Annotated in this window: 15 protein-coding genes; 4 read left to right on the forward strand and 11 right to left on the reverse strand. The window is 43.1% G+C overall.

The genetic code is table 11. The features are described from left to right. Positions 1 to 777: 777 nt before the first annotated feature. Complete coding sequence (locus ACRRS0_RS13575; protein WP_432452647.1) at positions 778 to 2,868, forward strand: RICIN domain-containing protein; 2,091 nt, start codon at positions 778 to 780, stop codon at positions 2,866 to 2,868. A gap of 194 nt (positions 2,869 to 3,062) precedes the next feature. Here ACRRS0_RS13575 and ACRRS0_RS13580 read toward each other — a convergent pair whose 3' ends face one another. The 7 genes from ACRRS0_RS13580 to ACRRS0_RS13610 all read right to left on the reverse strand — a co-directional run bounded on the left by ACRRS0_RS13580 (position 3,063) and on the right by ACRRS0_RS13610 (position 12,561). After that, complete coding sequence (locus ACRRS0_RS13580; RefSeq protein ID WP_432452646.1) at positions 3,063 to 4,223, reverse strand: PQQ-dependent sugar dehydrogenase; 1,161 nt, start codon at positions 4,221 to 4,223, stop codon at positions 3,063 to 3,065. Positions 4,224 to 4,409: 186 nt separating this feature from the next. Then, positions 4,410 to 6,110 (reverse strand): ABC transporter ATP-binding protein, encoded by a 1,701-nt coding sequence (locus ACRRS0_RS13585; protein ID WP_432452645.1) that lies wholly within the window; start codon positions 6,108 to 6,110, stop codon positions 4,410 to 4,412. Between the two features lie 14 nt (positions 6,111 to 6,124). Beyond that, complete coding sequence (locus ACRRS0_RS13590) at positions 6,125 to 7,201, reverse strand: ABC transporter permease (protein WP_432452644.1); 1,077 nt, start codon at positions 7,199 to 7,201, stop codon at positions 6,125 to 6,127. 26 nt (positions 7,202 to 7,227) lie between these two features. Beyond that, positions 7,228 to 8,166, reverse strand: coding sequence for an ABC transporter permease (locus ACRRS0_RS13595; protein WP_432452643.1), 939 nt, complete (start codon positions 8,164 to 8,166; stop codon positions 7,228 to 7,230). An 81-nt stretch (positions 8,167 to 8,247) separates the two neighbouring features. After that, positions 8,248 to 10,032, reverse strand: a complete 1,785-nt coding sequence (locus ACRRS0_RS13600) for an ABC transporter substrate-binding protein (protein WP_432452642.1) — start codon at positions 10,030 to 10,032, stop codon at positions 8,248 to 8,250. Positions 10,033 to 10,584: 552 nt separating this feature from the next. Continuing rightward, positions 10,585 to 10,800, reverse strand: a complete 216-nt coding sequence (locus ACRRS0_RS13605) for a hypothetical protein (RefSeq protein ID WP_432452641.1) — start codon at positions 10,798 to 10,800, stop codon at positions 10,585 to 10,587. A gap of 660 nt (positions 10,801 to 11,460) precedes the next feature. Then, complete coding sequence (locus tag ACRRS0_RS13610; RefSeq protein WP_432452640.1) at positions 11,461 to 12,561, reverse strand: ISAs1 family transposase; 1,101 nt, start codon at positions 12,559 to 12,561, stop codon at positions 11,461 to 11,463. A 331-nt stretch (positions 12,562 to 12,892) separates the two neighbouring features. Here ACRRS0_RS13610 and ACRRS0_RS13615 point away from each other — a divergent pair, with 331 nt between their 5' ends. Both ACRRS0_RS13615 and ACRRS0_RS13620 read left to right on the forward strand, forming a co-directional pair. Then, positions 12,893 to 14,026, forward strand: a complete 1,134-nt coding sequence (locus ACRRS0_RS13615) for an ISAs1 family transposase (protein WP_432452597.1) — start codon at positions 12,893 to 12,895, stop codon at positions 14,024 to 14,026. A gap of 36 nt (positions 14,027 to 14,062) precedes the next feature. Further along, the gene (locus tag ACRRS0_RS13620) at positions 14,063 to 14,233 is read left to right on the forward strand and encodes a hypothetical protein (RefSeq protein ID WP_432452639.1); all 171 of its coding nucleotides are present in this window, start codon (positions 14,063 to 14,065) and stop codon (positions 14,231 to 14,233) included. Positions 14,234 to 14,570: 337 nt separating this feature from the next. Here ACRRS0_RS13620 and ACRRS0_RS13625 read toward each other — a convergent pair whose 3' ends face one another. Together ACRRS0_RS13625 and ACRRS0_RS13630 are read right to left on the reverse strand one after the other, a co-directional pair. Further along, on the reverse strand, positions 14,571 to 15,053 hold the full coding sequence (locus ACRRS0_RS13625; RefSeq protein WP_432452638.1) for a hypothetical protein: 483 nt from the start codon (positions 15,051 to 15,053) through the stop codon (positions 14,571 to 14,573). 118 nt (positions 15,054 to 15,171) lie between these two features. Further along, positions 15,172 to 15,705 (reverse strand): hypothetical protein, encoded by a 534-nt coding sequence (locus ACRRS0_RS13630; protein ID WP_432452637.1) that lies wholly within the window; start codon positions 15,703 to 15,705, stop codon positions 15,172 to 15,174. Positions 15,706 to 16,104: 399 nt separating this feature from the next. On the opposite strand from ACRRS0_RS13630, the gene ACRRS0_RS13635 reads away from it, so the two are divergent. After that, complete coding sequence (locus tag ACRRS0_RS13635) at positions 16,105 to 16,335, forward strand: DUF2798 domain-containing protein (RefSeq protein ID WP_432452636.1); 231 nt, start codon at positions 16,105 to 16,107, stop codon at positions 16,333 to 16,335. A 92-nt stretch (positions 16,336 to 16,427) separates the two neighbouring features. On the opposite strand, the gene ACRRS0_RS13640 is transcribed toward ACRRS0_RS13635, so the two are convergent. Together ACRRS0_RS13640 and ACRRS0_RS13645 are read right to left on the reverse strand one after the other, a co-directional pair. Then, positions 16,428 to 17,120 carry a hypothetical protein gene (locus ACRRS0_RS13640; protein ID WP_432452635.1) on the reverse strand — a complete coding sequence of 231 codons (693 nt, stop codon included), beginning with the start codon at positions 17,118 to 17,120 and terminating at the stop codon, positions 16,428 to 16,430. Next, complete coding sequence (locus ACRRS0_RS13645) at positions 17,113 to 17,520, reverse strand: hypothetical protein (protein ID WP_432452634.1); 408 nt, start codon at positions 17,518 to 17,520, stop codon at positions 17,113 to 17,115. The genes ACRRS0_RS13640 and ACRRS0_RS13645 overlap by 8 nt, the downstream gene beginning before the upstream one ends. Between the last annotated feature and the right edge of the window lie 3 nt (positions 17,521 to 17,523).

The following is a 17,523-nucleotide window of genomic DNA, read 5'->3' on the forward strand; positions in this document are numbered from 1 at the left end:
ATAAAACAAACTAAGATCACACGAAATAATATAAAACAATCTTTATCCACTCATATCAAAGCCAAGCCTCAAGCAAAACAGCTATAAAAAGCAAATAACTTAAAGTGACTACTAATAAATGCCCACTCATCAAGGGGGTTGTTAAATACTGTTCGCCTCCGCGCTCAGTTATTAGAGTAAATAGTCTAAACACTTTAGGGTTAACCCATATTCTATAAAACCAATAAGAATAAAAATTAATAATTTATGCGCAAGATGTTACGTTTTAAAAAAAATAAAAACAAAAGACCACTGATTTCAAAAAATATAAAACGAATAAATCAATCACTTAAAGATTAACTCTTGGAAATTAGTAAGGAAATAAATAAAGAGGTAACACAAACAACCTGCCATAACACCAAGTGAGGTATAAAAAATTTCTGGAAGAATCTATCCAGCGAGTTTCGCCAACAACCAAGCTCGATTATAAGATATTGATTTTTATATGAAATAATGCGCCTGACAGGTAAGATGAAAACTCACACTTGGTGTTCAAATGAACCCGTTCACTTTGTCTTTCATTTATATGAGCAAACAAGGTTGCTCACTATTTATATAATAAGTATTTTCATACTATAAATAATCAAAAACCATGCATAAATCACACATACTTACTCTTATATGCGTTCAAGATCTCAAAATAAAAGCTTGTATTTGATAAATTACTCACACCGAAAACATCACTTATAAATAAAAACTTCGGTTACACAATTGAACTTATACATGGAGTATATAAACTTGAATAGATTACGAACCAAAAAAATAATATCAAGCCTCGTGACAGGTGTCAGCCTGTTTCCCTTAGCTCTACACATTCAAGCCGCAGAATACTGTAAAGACCAACCTGTTGACGGTGCTATATATAAAATAGTCAATGTTGGTTCTGAATTATTGCTTGCCGCAGAATCAGATTCAGAAAATGCAAATGTAGCAATTGAAAACAATGCAGGAAAAAACTCGCAACGCTTCTATTTAAACTACCAATCCAGCACTCATTATTGGACGATTCAAGCATCCAACACCGATTATGCGGCGAGCGTTAAAGATAGCTCGAGTAGCAACGGTGCAACGGTTCGACAAGAAACATATGATTTTGGCGATAATCAACAATGGGAGCTCAAGCAAGCCACCTCAGGTGATTACATAGGTGCTTACAAAATTGTAAATAAAAAGTCGTCATTATCTTTAAGTGCTAACGGTACCAGTAACGGTTCAAATGTTCGCCAAGAAAACGACAGCAATACCGATACCCAACGTTGGTGGCTAGAGCCTGTAACCAGCAGTTGTTCTGGCTCTGCGGTGACCGAAAGCGTGGTGCTCAATGGCTCGGCTGGAGATGGCATCGTCAAATTAAGTTGGAATGACTCGAATACCAACTCAAATTACCAAATTTACCAAGATACCGACAGTGATCCTTCTGGTCGAACTCGCATTGCCAGCGTGTCGCCAAGCACCCTGAGTTACACAGCTTCCGGTCTACAAAACGGCAAAACCTATTACTTCTGGGTTAAATATACCAACAGTGATGGCGGCTACTCGAACTCATCGATGTTTAGTGCTACTCCCAAAGCTTCATCTTCTGGTGGCTCTAACGGCGATTCGTCCAGTTCTGCTGCTGCCCCAACGGCCGACGCAGCCAAATATGCAGGAGCCAACAGCGAGCCTAGAACCAACGGCTACCCTTCTTTTATTAAGAGTACCGTGAGCGGCGCAACCGTCGTATCTAGCTTAAGTAGTCTATTAAGTGCAATTGATAAAGCCAGCGCTGGTGATGTGATTTACATCCGTAGCGGCACTTATAAACCGTCTTCGCCAATTATTATCGACAACGATGGCTCCTCCTCTAAAACCATTGTGCTCAGTGCATACCCAGGGGATAACCGACCCGTCTTAGATTTTTCTGCAATGTCTGAAAGTGGTTCAAACCGCGGTATCGAAATGAAAGCCGATTACTGGCACATCTACGGCTTTGATATTAAAAAAGCCGGTGACAACGGTATGCATATGACTGGATCGCACAATACAGTTGAATTTATGGCTTTCTATGAAAATGCCGATACTGGCTTACAAATAGACAGCAATGCTGCGTACAACTTCATCAAAAATTCAGACTCTTACTACAATGCAGACTCTTCATTAGAAAATGCGGATGGTTTTGCGGCGAAGTTAGGTGTGGGTACCGGTAACTATTTCTACGGCTGCCGTGCTTGGCAGAACTTAGATGATGGTTTTGATGGATACTTGCGTGACAACGGCAGCAGCATCACCACAACCCATGAATATTCTTGGATGATCCGAAACGGTTATCAAAAGAATGGTTCAGAAGGTGTGGGCGACGGTAACGGTTTTAAAACGGGTGGTAGTGACAATAAAGATCTTGCCCACAACGGCATTTACATTAACACCATCTCTGCCGATAACACGGCTGACGGTTACGACCAAAACAGTAACCGTGGTGAAGTCACCATCTACAATGCGATATCCTACAAGAATGCACGCAACTATGGTTTAGGTGATGGCAGTAGTCGTCAACTTAAAAAACTCACCATCAAAAACAGTATTTCTTTAGATGGTGACAGTAGTGACAAACTTGACGCAGCATCAACAAGCATCAGTAAAAACGGCTGGCAAAATGTATCAACCTCTTCTTCTGACTTTGTAAGTTTGAACGTGGATGACCTACTGGCTGACCGTCAAGATGATGGTAGCCTGCCAGTGGTTGATTTCTTCCACCTGAAAAGTGACAGTGATTTAATTGATGCAGGGACCAATGTTGGTTTGAGCTACAACGGCTCAGCGCCCGATATCGGTGCTTTCGAATCGAACTAAGCATAACCGTTTAACACTGGCTTCATCTAAAGGGGACACATTGCTGTCCCCTTTTTCTATCTTTCTTGGATAACAGACTTCGAGACGGACTCACCCGTAACGAGTCTTTAAGCGTGCATAACAAGACACACAAAGAACTTCCCTTGATAATGCTCCGAACAGCGATCTCAAGTTAGAATGCTTATCGAGAACAACTACTTGGGACTTATTTTGTATAAATTGCCACTATCAGCGGTGAAGTAAAGATAACCTTGTGGATCCACCGTTAAGGCTCTAATTCGCTCGCCCAAGTCTTCAAATAAACGCTCTTCTCCTACAGGCATGCCCTGTTGGTTCATAATGATGCGATTCAGATGTTGCAGTTTTAACGCCCCACTGAATAAATCTCCTTGCCAGGCTGGAAAGGCGGCGCCTGTATAACTGAGTAACGAACCGGGTGCAATAGAGGGAATATACACTTTAAGGGGCGAATTTATACCCGGTAGGGTTTCAGCCTCGCCCACCTTGAGCGGCCCCCAATACTCTTGACCATGCGAGGTAAGCGGCCAGCCGTAATTCCCTCCTGCTTCAATTAAATTAAGCTCATCGCCACCACGAGGGCCGTGTTCTATTGCCCACAAGCGATTGAACTTTCGGTCAAAAGCCAAGCCTTGCGGATTGCGATGACCATAACTATAAATGGCGTCGTCGACTTTGCTGTTCGCCACAAATGGATTATTGCTCGGCACGCTACCATCGAGGTTCAAGCGCAATATAGTCGCGGCGTGGTTCAGAGTATTTTGCCCGTTATCTCTGTTTCCGCGATCGCCAATAGAGAAGTAAATATGTTGCTGGGGATCAAATGCGATACGGCTACCATAATGGCGATTGGTAGCGCTCACAGAATCAGTGACCAACAAATCCTGCCAGTTAATCATCTGCACTTGGCCAAAGTCATTTATCACAATCTTGGCTTTGGCTAAGCTGGTGACCCCGCTATTGTTTTTTGGTTTGCTGTAGGTAAAGTAAAACCAGCCGTCGGGGCCTTTAACCACATCTAGTAAGCCACCTTGACCTTGCGCCCAAATGGCGGGCAAGCCCGATATTTTTTGCCACGCTTGCTGACCAGCCTGGGTTTTAGTGAGATCGACACTGAGTAACTCACCATGACGTAAGGTAACCAGTAAGGTCGACGAGTTTAACCAAGCCATTGCCCAGGGCGTACCGGGCAGCTGAACCAGCTTTTCCACTTGCAGTGTATAGTCTTTGCTGGCCTGTAGTTGCAGTTTTTGAGCCGCCGAAACGCACCATGTAACGGCCCATAACAAACAAAGCATAACTTTAAACAACTGACTAAATACGGATGAGTTTGGCATAACACACCTCCTATAAAAGTGGCGCCCACTAAGCAATTTGAATATGTCGCTTGATCATAGATCTAACGCAAAACTCAAATAGTGACAAGTCCTTGAACCATCCTCCCAATAATCAGCCCGCATTGCCCTTAAAACAAGCCGCCCCGCGTTAACCTAAGGAGGCTTATTTTGGTTAAGAAGTGGCGGCTACGCAAATAAAGCCGCCTCTCTCATTGGGTCTTTAGGTATCGCAGAAATTAATTTTCGGGTGTATTCATGTTGTGGATCGGCATAAATACGGTCTGAATCACCAATCTCAACAACTTTCCCTTGTTGCATCACCATAATTTGATCGGAGATGTGTTTAACCACCGACAAGTCATGAGAAATAAACAAATAAGAAATTTGGAACTCGTCTTGTAAGTCTTGGAGTAAATTCAAGACCTGCGACTGAACTGACACATCGAGGGCGGAAACCGATTCATCGCAAATCAGCACATCGGGTTTCAAGGTTAAACAGCGGGCTATCGCAATCCGTTGACGTTGACCTCCAGAAAATTCATGGGGATACTTGTTAAATGCACTTTTGGGCAGACTCACCCGCTCTAAAAGTGATTCAGCCATTTGTCTACGGTCTGCTTTATCCTGACCAATCCCATGCAGTAACATCGGTTCCATCAATATTTGGCCGACCGTGAATCTCGGATTTAGAGAAGCGTAAGGATTTTGGAAAATAATCTGTACCCGGCGTTTCAGCGGTTTAAACGCCTCATCGGACATTCCCAGAATTTCTTCTCCCTTAAAAAAAGCATCCCCAGACGTCGCATTAAGCAGACGCATAATGGTATGACCCACGGTAGATTTACCCGAACCAGACTCTCCTACGATGCCTAAGGTTTTACCACGTTGTAATTGAAAGGACACCCCATCCACAGCTTTTAATTGCTTGCGATGAAACAATCCTGTCTTAATATTAAAGTACTTACATAGGTTATTCACCTCAAGCACTACCTCTCCCGTTTCCTGATATCCTCGGGCTCGCTCTGAGGGAAGCTGATAGGGCTCGTCTTGCAGGAAATCATCAATCACAGCCAGTCGCTCGGGTCTATAGTCAAGTGTTGGACGACAGTTCAAAAGGGCCTTGGTGTATGGGTGCTGCGGTTGCGTAAAAATAGACTTAATGTCTCCTTGCTCGCAAATCACACCATGGCGCATCACAATCACTTGATCGGCAAATTCAGCGACCACGCCAAGATCATGGGTGATAAATAACACCGACATCTTGTGCTTTTTTTGCATTTTGGCCAACAGATCCAGAATCTGTTTCTGAATCGTCACATCCAGCGCCGTGGTTGGTTCGTCGGCGATCAACAGCTTGGGTTCACAGGCAATCGCCATCGCGATCATAACCCGTTGTTGCTGGCCACCCGATAATTCATGTGGATAAGCATGAATACGATTTTCCGGATCGGGCAAGCCCACTTCGGTCAACAAATCAATCGCTTTGCGCTTCGCGGACTTTTTGCTAATGTCTTTGTGTTGCAACAAGGTTTCAATGATTTGGTTACCAATGGTGAACACTGGATTGAGCGAGCTCATCGGCTCCTGAAAAATCATCGCAACATCGCCACCGCGTAATTTACGTAAAGATTTTTTCGACATGCTTAACACGTCGCTGCCATCAAATTCTATCTCACTTTCAGAAGAAATTAAGGTATTAGAACTTGGTAATAATCCCATAAGCGCCATTGAAGTCACTGATTTTCCAGACCCTGATTCACCAACCAGCGCAACGGTCATATTTCTTGGGATCTCGAAATTAACCCTTTTTAGGGCGTGAAATAGACGACCATCTTCCAATCTAAAATCAACGCTTAAGTTTTTAACATTGAGTAAGGAACTGTCCATTATATTCTCCACCGTTACTTCACTTTAGGGTCTAATGCGTCACGCAAGCTATCGGTCAATAAGCTAAATGCAGTCACCAGAATCGACATAAATACAGTAACGGTAATCATTTGCCACCAATAACCTTGTATCAACTCTGCTGGCACCTCCGCTAACATCGCCCCCCAACTGGTTTGGGTGATATCAACCCCAAATCCAAGGAAGGAAAGTACCACTTCCGATTTGATCATCCCCACCGTGAGAATGGAAAACTGCACCAATAACAAGTGACTCACATTGGGAAGAATATGCAAAAACATCTTGCGAACATGGCCCGCACCAATGGCATCCGCGGCTTGCACATACTCACGATGCTTATGTTTCATAAACTCGGCTCGCATCACACGAAATACCGATGTCCATGAAGTCACGGCAAAGATGATGATCAAGGTATCAATGCCTCGAGAAAACACCACCGCAAAAGATAACAGCAATAACATCTCGGGAATGGAAGTAAAGATGCTGTAAAACCACATCAGCAGATCATCAACCCACTTACCGAAATAACCCGCAATCGCGCCTAAAATAGTACCAATAATAATCGCGCAAAAAGAGCCAAACAGCGCCACAGTCACCGACACTGAAGTTCCTTTAATGGTTTTTTGTAAAATGTCGCGTCCACGACCATCCGCCCCTAAGATAAGAGAATGGGCTTTTTCTATGGTTTCGGTTTCATATTGCTCGGCATTCGAACTGGCTTCCGCCATCAATGCCGCCAAAGGGTCGTCGGCAGCATCGGCAATCTCATTTTGGGCGCTCGGAGATTCCGAATAACTAACAGCTTTGACTTCAGCGCCACGCGCTTCCCAAGTCGCAAAACTTGGCGGTGCATGGGGTAATGCAATTTCTTCGCGCCAGTTTTCACCCGCAAGATTCATCCATCCAGCGAGTGATAACAATAAGTATAAACTGACAATCATCAAGCTAATATAACCGACTTTGTCGTTTTTTAGCCGTTGCCAGCCGAGCGTCCATAAACTTCGGGTATGGGCATCTTCTTGTTGCACCACATTTTCTAGTTCGATAGCAACATCGTTAGTTTGATATTTCACGGTCTATTCTTCCCTACCTTACATTCCTAATTTAATTGCACGCGTGGATCGACCAGCTTATAAATCAAGTCCGCAAGCAGATTAAAAATCATAATGGTAATCACGAGATAGATGGTAATGGCTTTAATCACAGGAAAATCACTGGCATTAACTGCTCTTAGTATTTCGTTGCCTAAACCGGGGATACCAAAAAACCGTTCGATCAACACCGACCCAGTGATCATATAAGGTAAGGAAGACATCACTCCCGTAACAATCGGAATCAGTGCATTACGCATCACATGTTTTAAAACAACGGTTCTCTCCGACAAACCCTTTGCTCTCGCAGTACGAACGTAATCGTTGTTCATCTCTTCAACAAAACAGGTACGATAAAAGCGCGTGTCTGGTGCAATGCTCACGGCAACCCCAATCAATAGCGGTAGCGGTATATAAATCAGGAAGTTTTGCCACATATCATTGCCCCAGCCGAACACTGGAAACCATTGCATTTTATAGGCAAGAAAGTATTGCCCGGCGATGATATACACCAAGATACTGATCGACATTGCAACCGTTGAAATAATAGTCACAGTACGGTCATAAGCGCTGCCGTTGTAGTAAGCGACAGATGCGGCAAACAGCAGTGAGAAAAACAGTGAACACATTTGCCAAGTCAACAACAGCATCACCGATGGACCAATACGACTATTGATGATCTCAGAGACAGGCTGTTGGGTTGACCAAGAGGTGCCAAAGTCCATACTGATCACTTGTTTCACAAAAATCCAGAACTGTTCAGGCAGACTTTTATCCAAGCCTAATTGAGCATGAATGCTGGCCAGCATCTCATTACTCAGGCTTTTCCCTGCCAAAATATAAGATGGATCACCGCCAACCAAGGTATACAGTGTAAACAGTAGCAACATCACCCCAAGCAAGGTGGGGATCATTTGCCAGCTGCGGCGAATAACATAAGAAAGCATGCAGTCTCCTCGAGCAAAAAAACATCAATACAACGCACCTCATGGTGAGTTGTATTGAATAATACAGATGAAATAGAGCGGTTATTTGTCTACTTCTATGTAACGCCAAGGAGCTTGCATAATAGGATGGGTTTTATAGCCATGAACATTTTTGTGTGACACATAGCTACGTACCCGGGTGTCGCCAAAAATGTAGGGCTGGTACTGTACAACCAGTTTATTCATATGGTCATAAAGCTTCTGTCGCTTCTCTCCATTTGGCAGGCTTAACGCTTCCTCATAATCTTTATTAAAGGCGGGTAAGTTAAACGCTGCAAAATTAGAATCACCTTTATTGGGACCATAAAACATCTGCATGAAATTCTCGCCATCAGGGTAGTCGGCACTCCATGCCAATCCCCACATCTGCAATTTACCTTCACGGTTGGCTTTTGACAATTCAGGCCATTTACCGGGTTTGAACGAGAGTTTTATTTTAAGCGAATCAAAATCTTGCTGCCAAAATTCATTCCATTCGCGGTCAACAGCGGAAGTGGTGGTTCCCATTCGAACCGATAATGGCGAACCATCCGGTAGGGTACGGTAACCGTCGTCACCGATTTTGTAACCCGCTGCATCCAATAATGCATTAGCTTTTGCTGGGTTATATTTCACTGAACTTTTTACTTTAGGATTATGGCCTGCAACCCCTTCTGGGATCGCATATTCTACAGGAACCGCCTGCCCACGACGAATTCTGGCAATCGTTTCATTAATCGGAAAACCCATGGCAATTGCACGGCGTAATGCAATGTTAGCCGGGGTATAGCCGCCAACAACGGGATCTTCCATATTAAAGAAGTAAAATACAATTTCGAGTATTTTACTACGTTGCAGGGTAATGCCTTCATCCACATATTTTTGTGCTAATTTCACATCCAGCGGGTCGTTAGGATTCATCACTAACGCTTCTTTCAGCGCGGGTTGGGGAATCATATTCAGATCAAGCTGATTATTTAAAAAAGCAAGCCAGGCGGGTTGTTCCTCTTCAATAATACTAATGTTGATGTGCTGCATTTGTGGCAAAGTTTTACCATGCATCTCTTGAGCAACCCGAACAGAAATTGGATCGCTCGGATCAGGCTGATAATTAAACACCGATTTACGGAAATTTGGGTTTGCGTCTAGGATAATTTTACTGCCCGGTTTCCACTCTGTGAGCATGTATGGACCGGTTCCAACCGGATGCGCATTGGTATTTGCGGCATTGGCTTCAATCACTTCTCGTGCAACAGCGCCAAAAGTGGGCATTGCCAAAATAGTCGCAAAATTATAGTTCTTGCTGGTTAGGTTCAATTGTAAGGTATATTTATCTAACGCTTTAATACCTTCAATCTGCGTGTCGTAATTCAGCGCACCATTACCAGCTTGGGTGACCATTTCATCGGTACCAACAAACTTGCCATCAACCAGATAGCTCTGTGGCGAATTAATGGTTTTATCGAATATCCGTTTCAAGGAATAAACGTAATCAGCAGCAACCAGCTCTCTCTTTTTACCTTTAAACGCGGGGTCATCTGCAAAATAGATCCCCGGTTTTATTTTAAAAGTATAGGTTTTTCCGTCATTCGTAATAGTTGGTAAGGCTTCAATAGTATTAGGAATAAGCTTAATCGGGCGAGCAAGGTAGTCATAGGTGAGTAAAGAGTCGTAAATATTTTCAATGACTTTACCGGAATAAATATCAGAAACTTTCGCAGGGTCAAAGCCCGTTGCTGCAAGTTCGAATGCAACATTGAGTGTACTTTTACTTTCTCCAGCATACAGCGAACAAGAAGCTAGCATCGCCGCAGAGAGCAGGCCTATTTTATAGAGTTTGTTCTTCATTCGATCCTCTTCATATTAAGTTGTTAGGTAACTAATTGATATGACATAGCAAATAACAAGCCATCTCCTTTTTTCTTTTCACAGACTCTTTAACTTATACAGTTTTGCTACATTTCCAACAGACTCATCACTCACCTTGTCCGAGCCTACCGGTACATGTATATACAACACGTTGTATTATATAGGTCTTTGCTATCGCCATACAGCCAATATCTTGTAAGGTTTTTGTTTAGACATATTTATGACGAGTCGCCCAAATTGGACATGTTCCGTTGAGTGTTTCACTGAATTGGCTCACAACACCCTGCAAATCGCACCAAGTTGGACGTTTCCAATTGAAAGCAACGCGATAGATAACCACCTTAAGAACCACTTATGTTCACCGCTTGAGAACTGCAATTTTTTCCATTGAGACAAAAGCTTAAAAAAATCCACATAGCAAAATAAACTGCCTCACTTACTGATAGCGCCTTTTGGCTCAAAAGACCCAAACACTAAACCAGCTATTAGTTTCCTTCCATTTTTATCCCAAGCTCAAGCCAATGAAAGGCATTATTCAGTGCTGCGGCGTACCGTCTCAATATTATACTTATCAGTATCGATAACAAAAGCGCCAGAAGCCAAAGCCGCTTCATAAAATTGCTCAAGCTGTTTTCGGCTATCAGCAGTAAAAGCAACATGTATAGGTGACTGTTTTAGGCGACCTTTCCCAAACCACAACTCTGGTTTTCCATTCTTTCCGAAACCACTCGCGCCATCAAACGCCACTATCTTCTTAATGCCCAATGGAGTAAGCGCATTGGAGTAAAATTAATTACGCTTTGTTAAATCTGATACTGAAAATCCAATGTTCACAGTCATATCCTTTATGCTTCTGATGCCTAGCCATAATACTCTGCTAGTGAAAGTAGCGATATTCAGTATTTCAGACGGCTTCAACAAACTAGCTCGACACGCTTAGCTGCAATGCTTTCCAAAACAGAAGAATCATGACAAATGAAACTGACCAATAATATAGCGGTTTAGACGACTGCTAAGGCAACTCGTGTCATTTCAAGAGTTGCCATGGATGTCTACCTAATTTTACGTCATGTTGTGATTTAAGAATTACTTTAACCATTGTCATTTAACAGCCTACGATTTAACCCAGCGACATTCACAAGCAGTTAATTCAGACACCCATGATAAAAACCTACGGTTATTTACATTAACGGAGCCTTGAGGTGGATATCTTGTTATTTTTATGTTCTACGAGTATACACCCAGCAAACCAAGCGCTTGCATCTTCAATCACTATGTCATTTATGTATAAAGTTGCTTTGAAGTCATCGCCAACAATTACTTGAGCGTTATTCTGAATAGTTTCAATTCGTTGTTCCAATATCTCATGCGACCTTTTAGTCAGGGCGGGAGCATACTTTGATGGATTTATAACCCAAAGAAGACTCGTGCCCGATAATCGTCGCTCCATCCCGCTTTTTTCAACTTCACTTTGTGACTTGGCGCTCCACAATCGCATTGTTTGAGCATGTTCATCACAAAACGTCTAAATAGAGCTATGTTTTCCACCGCTCCGTCTAAAGTAATGCGAGAGTTATCCTCTTTAAAAACAACATCTAATACGTAATGCTGGCTGTTTTCAATTCGCCAATGCTGACGAATATAGTGGCCTAACAATTTGTGATTCGGTGACATTGAGCTTATGTAATACGAGGTATCTACAGTGCCTTTCCCATTTATCACGCGGTGGCGTTCCACTGCTATGATGCTTCTTACCGTTGGCCATTTCTTTGCTAACTCTTCGGGCAACTTGGCCTTTAGTTGAAAGACGTATCGCTCTTCGCTACGACCATGGTGTTTTTCTTTAATTTCAGTGACGACCTTCTCTTTACCAGCATCAAAGACGGCTTGAAACTGCTCAACAACAGCCGCTCTCAACTTTGGTTGGTTGTTTTTTACTTGAACGACAACATGAGCCTTCTTTTCTGCGATTTTCTCTAGTGTATCGCGCTGACAATGTAGAGCATCAACGGTGACAACACTGCCTTTTACGTTAATAACATCAAGCATTTGGCGCACAACGCTAATCTCGCCGTTCTTGTTCGCTGTCGGTTTCTGACTCAGAACGAGACCACGTTCAGTATCATAGGCTGTAACCAATTGTAATGCTGTTTTCTTGTTATTTCGGTACGAGCCACGCAGTACTTTTCCGTCAAATGCGATGATGGCTCTGTTTTGACTCGTTCGCTGCTCGTTAATCCACAGAGCTAATGCCTCAAGCAAAGACTCCGCGACAACAGAACGCAAAATGCGTGCTATCGTGTGTCGTCTTGGGATCCCGTGTTCAAATGGTCTATATTTCCTCAGCCAGCCCAACTTCTCTTCTCCACAATATTCAATGTCTTGCCAGCCTTCACATCCTGATGCGATAGCACTGATAACAAGGAAAATCACGTCAATAAGGTCATGCTTTTGATTGATGTCAGATCGAGTATCCTCGACGACTGATAAATGTTCAATTATGTTCAAAATAACTATGTAGCTTAGGGTTTAGAGGTATTAGATCATATCTGTTAACAAAGTGCGATCCCGCCCTGACCTTTTAGTAGACGAGTCATCGGCAGCAGAGTAGAAAGTAAATGCACCAAATTCCATTGAAGACTGCAACTTCTTTCGTTTTAGAACGCCAGTAATTCTTTTTAAATCTGATTCATATTGTGTCTTATTAAATACTCTGTTCTTTACTTCAATTACGGCTCTAGGAGCAGGGTGAGATCGCGAACATTATTTAACCAAGCTCATCCTATTTGACCTGCAGATCGAGTTGTGATCTTATACTCTCTTTTTCGAGAGTATCACCATGAGTATCGATGCCTTTTCTCTTCATTTCGGCGACCTAAAAGACCCACGTCAGTCAGCGAAAATCAGTTATCCATTATTTGATGTTCTATTCCTGACTATTTGTGCAGCGATAGCCGGTGCCGAGGGATGGGAAGACATTGAAGATTTTGGAGAAATCCACCTTGATTGGTTCCAAGATAAGGGCTTATTCAAAGATGGTTTACCTGTTCACGATACCATTGCTAGAATCGTCTCGCGCCTTGACTCTAGCGAGTTTCAGCAGTGTTTCATCAGCTGGATGGAAGCAGTCTCTGCTCGCTCCGAAGGCGAACTGATCGCTATTGATGGCAAAGTCTTGCGTGGCTCCTATGATCGTGAATCCCGGCAATCTACCATTCACATGGTCAGTGCATTCGCCACTAAAAATGGTGTTGTCATCGGTCAGCGAAAAACAGATGCTAAGTCGAACGAAATCACGGCTATCCCGGAGCTCATTAAGCTACTGGATATCAAAGGTTGTTTGGTATCTATTGATGCCATTGCATGCCAGAAAAATATCGCTTCAACCATCGTCGATAACGGTGGTGATTATCTGCTTGCAGTTAAAGGTAACCAAGAGACACTGGCTAAATCTGTTCAACAAGCACTGTTAGAAAGCGTAAAAGCTACGAGCTTACGGAATGATGTCACTATCGAACAGGGCCATGGACGTGTTGAAGTCCGTGAATATCATGTACTTCCTGCAGGTGAACTTATCAAACAGTTTCCAGACTGGAAAGGCTTAAAAAGTATCGGGGTTGCCATTGGTTATCGCATTGATAAAGCAGGTAAAGAATCACTCGATTATCGCTATTATATTTGTTCTGCAGAACTCAGTGTGGAACGTTTTGCAGCTGCTGTTCGTGGTCACTGGGCCATAGAAAACAGTCTACACTGGGTTTTGGATGCATCTATGAATGAAGATGCTTGCCAGATTTACCGTGGCAACGCGGCAGAGATCATGGCTTGTATGCGCCATATAGCTATAAACATGCTGCGTGCAGAAACGACAAGAAAAGCCAGCATCCGGCGCAAACAGAAAATTGCAGCTATGAGTTGTAGCTATTTGGATAAGGTGCTGCTGGCTGGTTTTAAAGGAGTGAGTAAAAAGTGAGCATTCATGCTCTCACCCTGGCTCTAGGAGCTCCTTTTGCCCACCAAAGTAGAAGATCAAAACGTCCGCCGGATCGTATATCTCTATGAATTAGACCTTTACCAACAGCTCCAGCATAGTCAAGAGCATCGTATGCACCGTTTTCAATCGTTACATACTTATTGCCTTTTGCTTGATGCAAACACCGCGCAACAGTTGTTGTTATAAAGTACTCAGGAGCCCAACAAACCCAGACCCCGCCAGACATATCACAGTATTCGTTTTGTGCCAATACAACACCTTCAAGACATACATCTACTATTGTCAATCTTGATATTCGACCTTTCAAATTTTCTCCAAGTAATTAACATCTTCTGATAAAAATTTAATTTAAAAAAATTAATTTAGACACCCATGATAAAAACCTACGGTTATTTACATTAACTGAGCCTTGAAGTGGGTATCTTGTTTTTTGTTGTTGTTTCTTTGTTGTTTTTGACGAAAGCCAAAACCTGTTCAGACCATTGCAGCCATTTTGCGGCTTGGAATAAGCGACTCCGTAATTTTATTTCAGCCCCAACAAGCGCCAGAATGATTTTTTTGGACTCTTTGGTTGAGGGATCAGCCGACCGAATTCATTCAGTAATTCAGCATTTAGAGAAGCCGCCATTTCGAGCAATGCAGAGACTTCATTGGCTGTTGAATTAGTGATGGTAATTTCATTATTCTCAAAGTGAAGCTCAACAACATTGTCTTGATTTTCAAGCTTTAAAAAGAACAAGTGCTCTCGGCAAGCGTCCTCAACAAGTGACTCAAACTCACCTTTATCGTGAATGTCATTCATTTCATTTATTCGAGTGACCATTTCACCCACAGATTCCATAAACATGGGATCTGTGGGTCTGAATAGCTTTGCATTCAAGTCAGCTTCAAGCATGGCTTCATGCAAAGCTAAAGGCCCATCCAGTTCACATTGTTTGTTATTACGTTTTATCTTCAAAACTTTCTCCGTTAAATACAGCTTTAAAAGCGCAGTTAATTTAGACACCCATAATAAAAATCTATGATTATTTGCACGGTCAAATAGTTGAGACGACCATTTTATTATTTATAATTTTGACTACTGCTAAATTTGGGGGAATTGCTTCTACACATATTCTCATTTGTTAGCTATCCTTGCGCATAGCTATTATCTTTACTGTTTGTATTACGCAACTTTTCATAAACTCACCACGGAATGATTCCACATCTTTTTGCATTTTTTCCAACTCTAATGCTTTGATAGAATCTTTATTAAGTGCATTTCTGTAAACAACCCTTAATTCATTTTCTGAATTTTGGTCGATTGATTGATTATTAAATTCCGCCTTAAGCTTAACTTTATATAAAACATCATTAATAACTTCTTCTTCATTTTTCTTGAATAGATGAAAATCAACCAAAGCAGTCCATGTAACCATACAACCAAATTCAGCCTCAATAGTAATACTGTCCTTAATTTTACGACCAGTCGGAACATCTTCTCCAGTATTATTATTTGCTATTTGGTTCTGATGAGTAAATAAAGTTGGTTGTTCTATACGACATGTTTTATTCCAAGATATGCATGAGTTACCACAGGGCTGCCCCTTTTTACAAACCTTTGCGAAAGCGCTTGTCGAAAGTAAAATAAAAAATAAAAAATGTATTAAAATATTCATAAAACCTGCTGGGCTAGCTAACAGCTTCTCTGAAGAAAAAAAACCTTGTTATCATACGGGAGTCGACCTTATTTCATCCATTGATTGTTCAATAGCATATCACTACTTTTTAATAATTTCAGACAGTTAGCACATAAATTGATAGTAAAGTCATATTCAAGGATGCATTCATTGCTAGCAACAAGGCATTGCATAAACACAGCAAAAGCTTGACCCGGATCACCATTTTATTTAACATCCCGCGTCGAAAAAATTTTAGGTCGGTATGGTTATTCCGGCCCTCCCCCCTCGGTGAGATCTAGTCGCGATTGGCGAACCCACGGCACTAACCTTTAATTAGGATGGTGCAGCGGTGTATTTAATCATGTCCTAAGCATCATCCATGACTTGGATGAAACCATGCAAAACCCAAAAACCATTATTATTGCTCAGTTCCTCATTTCATTAATGATGGCGTTCTTAATGACCGGCATTTTCAGCTTTATCGAATTAGGCTTTAACGCACAATGGCTGAGTATCTGGCTCGAGCGTTTCCTACTGGCCTGGCCGATTGCCTTTTTACTTTCACTGGTGGTCAGTAAAGTTTCCTTTGGTATTGCCCTGAAACTCACGACCTCGCGCGAAACCTGAGGCAGGCTGCTCACAAGCCAGGACAACAGCGTTTTTGGCATGCCGGCAGGCGAATGAGATTGAACCAGCATCCGCCTGCTCAGAAGCTAAATTTAGTCCACGAGTTGCTGATAACGCTCGGCCAGGCGCTGTTTCAATGCGTTTAGCATGCTGCGTTCTATTTCCTGTTCCAATTCGTCGCTATCGTCATCCACCAACAAACTCTCGATGGTGGCCATCAGTGATAACAGCAAGTGATGATTTTCAGCATCCCAGTACCATTGGTCAGCGTCCTGCAACAGGCCAATTAACTGGGCTCGCTGGTTGAGCAACTCACTCAGTTTCAATTGACACTGCGTATGGTAAGCGGCGCTGTTGGTTAGCTGCTCGGCGAGCTCTGCTAACCAGACCGGATCCTGAGCTTCAAACATGCAAAAACAGCGTGACCAGTCATTTTTATCTTCAATCGCCTGTAATAAGCTTTCTAAGGAATGGGGCTGGTGACTTTGCGGCTGCTGAACCTGTACATGGCCGTGACCATCGCAGTGATAAACGGGCGCTAAAAACGGATACTGCTGCAAGTGGGCCACCGGATCTTCAATCTCGGCGGTACTGGCAAACCGCGAGTCCATGGCCGAGCGCTGGGCTTGATTAAGCTCACTCAGCATTTGCTCGATCCGCCTGAATAAGGGAGCCCCCAGCTCACAACCGGCAAACCGTAGCTCGGCTTTAAGGGTGGGAAGTAGCTCCAACAGCGCCGCGATTTGCGCACTGGCAGCGGCTTGCCCGGGGTTTTGCTCATTCATATTTTTTCACCCTTAAACGATATTCGGCATAGGGATGGGCCGACACCTGAATCCTGATCCAAGTGTGCGGCTGTTCCACCAGCACATGGTCTCCCTCCGCCTGTTGTTGAGCTTGGTAGCCCTCACCTCCAAGCGAGTAGCCAGCGTCCCCCTCCAGTGAATCGATGGCAATCGAGAATTGATCGCCCGCAAAACCAAGGATGAAGTATTGGTTTTCGTGCTCGCCCCCCACAATATCCTGAACCTGAAAGGGCTGGGCCGGCGACTCGATATTCAGGTAATAGTAATCTCGGCTCAGCCCTTGAACATGACGTAACAGCTGGGTATCGGCGGCCGACAACGGCCAGCTTGCCACGCTAAGTAAGGCCACCAGCAATCCACTGCATAAACAAGCGTTCATGAT

The sequence above is a fragment of the Agarivorans sp. QJM3NY_29 genome (genome assembly GCF_050870835.2).
Lineage (GTDB): Bacteria > Pseudomonadota > Gammaproteobacteria > Enterobacterales > Celerinatantimonadaceae > Agarivorans.